Source organism: Pseudomonas sp. LBUM1655 (assembly GCF_059716085.1).
Genome location: NZ_CP166801.1, coordinates 2,693,753 through 2,700,545, shown reverse-complemented (window position 1 = coordinate 2,700,545; position 6,793 = coordinate 2,693,753). Strand labels below are relative to the sequence as shown.

1 protein-coding gene is annotated in these 6,793 nt (G+C 60.9%); it reads right to left on the bottom strand.

Features of this window, described 5'->3' with window-relative positions:
- Positions 1-202: 202 nt before the first annotated feature.
- Complete coding sequence (locus ACA074_RS12170) at positions 203-6,613, bottom strand: amino acid adenylation domain-containing protein (protein WP_497679096.1); 6,411 nt, start codon at positions 6,611-6,613, stop codon at positions 203-205.
- Positions 6,614-6,793: the final 180 nt, after the last annotated feature.

Sequence of the window (6,793 nt, the reverse complement as noted above, 5' to 3'; positions counted from 1 at the left end):
CGCGCAGCCTGGAAAAACTAAAACATCGGGGCTTGGGTGTCTGACATGGGAAGCGGGGACAAGCCGTACTCACCAAGGGCCGCGGCGCTTTGATTTTCTGTGTAGGCGCTGCCGAAGGCTGCGATCTTTTGATCTGGCTTTTTAAAGTCAAAGTCAAAAGATCGCAGCCTGCGGCAGCTCCTACAGGGGGGAGAACTCCCTGTCAGAGGCGGCGTTTGCGGTTCAGGTTCGGGATGGTGGTCTGAGCGATTTCCACCTGTTTCGCCTGCCGGGTGGTCTGCGCTGCCAACGCTGCCAATGTTGGCTGACTGAACAGCGTCCGCGCATCGACATGCAGCCCGGCCTGACGCATGCGCGCCACCAGACTCACCGCCAGCAAAGAGTGCCCACCCAGCTCGAAGAAGTTGTCGTGACGACTGATCTGATTGACGTTGAGCACCAGCGCCCAGATCTGCGCCACGGTATTTTCAACTTCACCTTCGGGCGCTTCGTAAGGTCGGTTGAGCACCGCCTCCACACCCGGTTCCGGTAAGGCCTTGCGATCAATCTTGTCGTTGGGCGTCAATGGCAGCGCGTCGAGCTGCACAAAAGCCCCGGGCACCATGTACTCCGGCAAACACCCCAGCACATGCGCGCGCAAATCCCCCAGACTTGGTGCAACAACGCCGGCACGCACGGTGTACCAGGCCACCAGACGCTCATCACGCACCATCACCACTGCTTCACGCACCGCCGGATGCTCGATCAGCCGCGCCTCGATTTCCCCCGGTTCCAGGCGCAGACCGCGCAGTTTGACCTGGAAATCGTTGCGACCCAGAAATTGCAGGTTGCCGTCACTGCTGTAGCGCACCAGATCGCCGGTTCGATAAAGCCGATCATCCTGCACAAACGGACTGTCTATAAAGCGCTCGGCCTGCATCTCGGGCAGTCCCAGATAACCGCGCGCCACGCCGACTCCGCCGATGTGCAACTGACCGCAAACTCCCAGCGGCACTGGTTGATCATGGGCATCGAGAACGTACAGCCGCGTGTTGGCCAGTGCCTTGCCGATTGGCACCACGCTGTCCGGCACCGGCATATGCGGCTCCAGCGTCCAACCGGTGCTGTCGACGGTGCTCTCAGTCGGGCCATAGACGTTATGCAGGCGTACCCACGGCAGGCGCTCGCGCACTTGGCGGGCCAGCGTGGCGCTGAGTTCACCGCCACCGTTGAGTACGTCAGTCAGGCTGGTGCACTGCTCGACATCGTCCTGCTCGATGAAATGCTGGAGCAGCGCCGGTACGAACTTGACCACGGTGACCTGCTGCTCGCGAATCGTCTGCACCACATAGGCTGAATCACGGTTGCCGTCGGGCCGCGCCAATATCAGACGCAGACCGGAACACAGCGGCCAGAAAATTTCCCATACCGAACTGTCAAAACTGAACGGCGCCTTTTGCAACAGCGCGCCGTGTTCGGTTGGCGGACTGATCTGCGAGCCCCAATGCACCATGTTGCAGGCGCTGCGGTGCTCGACCATGACGCCTTTCGGCAGTCCGGTGGAGCCGGAGGTGTAGATCATGTAGGCGAGGTTTGAAGCACTCAGGCCGGGCACTTGCGGATCGTTCTCCGGTTGATCCTGCCACTGGCTGTGGTCGAGATCGATCAGCGCCACCTCGGATTGGCCAAGCAGATTGCGTGTAGCCTCATGCACCAGCACCGCGACCGGCACACTGTCCTTGAGCATGTAACTCAAGCGCTCCAGCGGATAATCCGGATCCAGCGGCACATACGCCCCGCCTGCCTTGAGAATGCCAAGCAGACCGATCACCAGATCCAGTCCACGCTCGACGCAAATCGCCACTCGCGCATCCGGTTGCACACCGATTTCACGCAGGTGATGGGCCAGTCGATTGGCGCGCGTATTGAGCTCGCGATAGGTCAGACGTCCTTGCTCGGATTGCACTGCGATGGCATCCGGTCTGCGCCTGACCTGCGCCTCAAACAGTGCGTGAAGCGGTTGCTCCAGCGGGCAATCGACTTCAGTAGCGTTGAACTCGATGAGTAAGCGTTGCAGCTCCTGAGTCTGCAAAATCGGCAAGCGGTTGAGCGGTTGTTGCGGTGCCTGCTCCAGAGCGTCCACCAAGCCGCTCAAGGCTGCTTGCACATAACCGCAGATCCGTTGCGCGCCGATCCCTGCCACCGTTCTGGCGGTCAGGCGCAGGTCGCTGCCCAGATCGTCCACACTCAGGGTCAGCGGATAATTGGTGCGCTCCTCATTGGCCAACGTTTCGATACCTTGCCACGCCTGACGTGCCGGCCCAAGCAGCTCGCTGGGGTCTGTGTGTCGGTAGTTGAGTAACGCACTGAACAGCGGCGATGGCGACGCCACACCACTGCAACGCTGAGCCAGTGCCAGCGAGGCGTGCTCATGCCCCAGCAGCGCGGTCAGCCGTGCATGCGTCGCCTGCATCCCAGCCAGAACACCCGTATCGACATCGATGCGCAGCGGCAAGGTATTGATGAAGACGCCAAGCGCCCGGTCAGCGCCCTCGCCGCCTTGCATGCGCCCCATCAGCACGGTACCGAATACCACTCGCTCCTGGCCTGAAGTCGCCGCCAGCACCCGCGCCCACGCCAGATGAATCAGGCTGGCGATGCTGACGCCGGCCTGCCGCGCCTGGCTGCGCAAGCGCTGATACACGCCCTCTTTCAGTGTTTGCTGCGCTTCTTCGATGCCGCGACCATCACCGTGCACCTCTTGCAGACCGAACGGCAAAGTGGGCTCGTCGATATCGCCGAGCATCTCGCGAAAGAACGCCTCGTGCTCCTGCTCGCTGACTCCCAGGCGCACCTGCGCCACATAGTTGCGATACGGCACCGGTGGCGCCAGCGGCTCGACCTGCCCGGACAGGCTGGCCTGCATCTCGCCGCGCATCACCTCAAGCGCAACGTGGTCCATCGCCAAGTGATGGAACAGCAAGATGCCGACTACCCTGCCGAAGGCCGGATCACGGGCATACACCAGGCGAATCAGCGGTGCCTGGCTGACATCAAGGCGATAACGGCGGGCGTCGAAGCGCTCGTGCAATTGATCGATGATCGCGCCTTGAGCGGGATCAAGAACGACTTCCTCCACGGGCAGAATCGCCTCGCGCCACACCACCTGCACTGGCGTGGTCAACCCTTCCCAGACCACTGCGGTGCGCAGAATGTCGTGACGGGCCATGACCTGACGCAACGCGTCGGCGAAGGATTCGACCCGCTCGACACTGTCGAATGCCAGCCGCGATTGCAGCAGGTACGGATCACCCTGCGCGGCAGTGATGTGGTGGTAGAGAATGCCTTCCTGTAATGGCGCCAACGGATAGATGTCCTGCACGTTGGCCGCGCCACCCGGCACTGTGGCGACAATGCGGTCGATGGTCGGCTGATCCAGTTGCACCAGCGTCAAAATGTCCGGCGTGAGGTGGGTGCAATCCGCTGCGATAAGGTTTTCCGGCACTTCGACCTCACGCCCCGACCCCACCGAAGCCGCCAGCGCTGCCAATGTCGGCTGACTGAACAGCACACGGACGTCGCTGCTCAGATCGATCTGGCGCATGCGTTCGATCAGGATCACGGCCATCAACGAATGCCCGCCCAGTTCGAAGAAATGATCGTGGCGTCCTACGCGCTCGACTTGCAGCAGTTCGGCCCAGATTTGCGCCAGCGCAGTTTCCACTGCGCCTTGCGGTGCTTCATATTCGCGGCGAATCAACGCCTCCGGCCCCGGCGCCGGCAAGGCTTTGCGGTCGAGCTTGCCGTTGGCGGTCAGCGGCAACGAGGTCAGGCGCACATAGGCGCTTGGCAGCATGGCGCTGGTCAGGCGGGTTTTCAGGTGCGCGTGCAACTGATTGATATCCAGCGGCTGGCGCTCGGTAAACCACGCCAGCAGTTGCCCGTCGCGAACCAGCACCACGGCGTCCTGTACCGCGTCGTAACTGACAAGCGCGGTTTCGATTTCGCCCGGCTCAATTCGCACGCCCCGGATTTTCACTTGATCGTCGTTGCGCCCCAGGTATTCGAGATTGCCGTTGGCACGCCAGCGCGCGAGGTCGCCGGTGCGGTACATGCGCGCGCGGGGCGCATGACTGAAAGGATCGTCGAGGAAGCGCTCGGCGGTCAGGTCTGCCCGGTTCAGATAGCCTCGGGCGACTCCGGCGCCGCCGACATACAATTCGCCCGTAATGCCAATCGGCACCGGCCGTTGCTGCTCGTCCAACAAGTACACTTTTGTGTTGCTCACCGGCCTGCCGATATGCACCGCCTGCCCGGACTCGATCCGGCCTGAGGTCGCAACCACCGTGGCTTCGGTCGGCCCGTAGTTGTTGATCACTTCGAAGGATTGCTGCCGATTGAACTGACGCAGGCGATCACCGCCGATCAGCAAGGTGCGCAGTGTCGGGTGGTCAAGTTCGCGGCTGAAAACATATTCAGCGATGGGTGTCGGCAGGAAACTCACGTCCAACGGCTGGGCGCGCCACCAGGCGAGCAAGGCATCAATGTCTTCACTGGCCTCGTGGCTGGGCGCCAGATGCAAAGTCGCGCCGGCACACAGCGCCGGCCAGACTTCCCAGGCCATAGCGTCGAAGCCGAACCCGGCGAGGCTTGAGGTGTGGTGGCCGGCACGCAGTTCAAAGACGTCACAGTGCCAATCCACCAGATTGCTCAGCGTGCGGTGCTCGACCATCACGCCTTTTGGCAGGCCAGTGGAGCCGGAGGTGTAAATCACATAGGCGAGATTGGCCGTGGTCAATCCCGGCACTTCGGGGTTGGAAACAGTCGCCGACCCACCCTCCAGATCGAGTTCAAGAACCGGCACGTCCAGCACCGGTAGCCGATCGCGCAGAACACTCTGGGTCAATACGACGATCGGTGCGCTGTCGCCAAGCAGATAACTCAAACGCTCGGCAGGATGCTGTGGATCAATCGGTACGTAACCTGCCCCGCTCTTGAGGATGGCCAGCAAACCGACCAAAGTGTCCAGCCCGCGATAAGCGATAATCGCCACGCGCTGATCCGGCCGCACACCGAGGTCGATCAAGCGCTGGGCCAGGGCATTGGCCCGGCCATTGAGTTCAGCAAACGTCAACGATTGCCCCTGATAAACCGCCGCAATTGCGTCCGGTCGCTCAGCCGCTTGCGCTTCGAAGCGCTGATGAATCGTTTGGCCTTGCGGACACTCCAATAGCGTGTCGTTCCATTGCTGCAGCAGCATCGATTCGGATTCAGTACTCAGGCAAAAATCGCTCACCGAAAGCTCCGGGCACTCCAGCCCTTGCTCCAGAATCGACAGTAACCGTGCCGCCAGCGCCTCGATCTCATCGGTCTCGAAAAATGCCTCGTTGTAGACCAGATGCAGCCACACTTTGTCGTTGTGACGGTTGCTGCGCAGGTGAATCGCCAACGGTGTGGCCTCGTGGCGATTGGAAACCTTGACCGTATGCCCCAACGCCGCGCCATAGCGGTAATCATGATCATCCTGTTCGTAGGACACCGACACTTCAAAAAGCTGCGAACGCTCTTCGCGCATCAGGCCGAGTACGCGATTCATCTCGCTCAGGGCGAAACGCTGGTGGCGGAAATCCTGTTTCAGTTCATCACCAATGGCCCGGACCAATTGCGCGAACGACTGCTCCCGGCCAAAGCACAGACACACCGCACTGACCTGGGTAAATAACCCGAGCGTCGCTTTGAATCGGGCACCGGAACGGTTGAGAATCGGCAGCCCGACAACCCATTCATCACGCTGCAAGGTGCGGCTGAAATAGACGTGCAGTGCCGCCAGCAACACATGGAATGCCGAGCCGCCTGACTGTCGGGCCGTGTGTTTCATGCGTTCGTGCAGCAGCGAAGGAAAGGCTTGAACGTGTGTCAGGGTCGCCGCTGCCCGTTTGGCAAAACGCTCGCGATAACGTGGCACTAGCAGCGGTTCCGGGACTGTCCGGTACTTGTCGAGCCAGTAGGCACGGTCGCGCGTATGACGAACAGAGTGGTGATAACGCGCGTCGTCCTGGATGAACTCAGCGTAGGAAGGCGTCCGCATCTGCGGTTGTTGCCCTTGGGTCAGCGCGCTGTAAATCTCGCCGAGCGCTTTGAGCATCTGACCAAACCCCCAGCCATCGAGGATCAGATGATGGGCCTGGGTGGCGAGCCAGTGACGGTCGTTGTCCAGGCGGATCAGAGAGAAACGAAAAAGCGGGTGTCCATCCAGCTCGTAAGTCTGTTCCATCGCCTGCTGGATCAGAACCTGCGCCGCCGACTGCGGCTCCGGGTGCGCGGAAAAATCAAAAACCGGCATAGACACCGGCAGAGACCGGGCGAACCGTTGCAACGGCAAACCGTCAGCACCGGCGCCCACCAACAGGACTGTTCGCAAGGCATCGTGACTGGCAACCAGAGACTTAACGGCCGCGTACATCAAATCTGCATCCAATGGCCCGGTCAGTTCGACATAACCACCAATGTTGTACAGCGGCGAATCTCCACGGCTCAGTTGATCAAGCCAGATATCCCGTTGGGCGGCGGTCAGGGGGAACGTCTCGACAGGCGCGGACAGATCGTCCGCCGCGTTGGCAGAAGTAGGCTGCATAAGGTCCATCTCATGTAATTTGTCGCGTATTCAAGCATCGGCCTCTCCACCGACATGACACCTGAAACCCGGACAACCACCCCGCCCGCACACGCCTGACAGCCTCTATTGAGGCGAATCGCGCAGGTATTGTCTAAAAATCCGGAGAGGAAATACTGAAAAGCTTGTAGGAAAAGAACC

What these genes read in the sequence shown, in the direction of transcription:
- ACA074_RS12170 (WP_497679096.1), bottom strand. Translation starts at nt 6,613, where the DNA reads ATGCAGCCTACTTCTGCCAACGCGGCGGACGATCTGTCCGCGCCTGTC.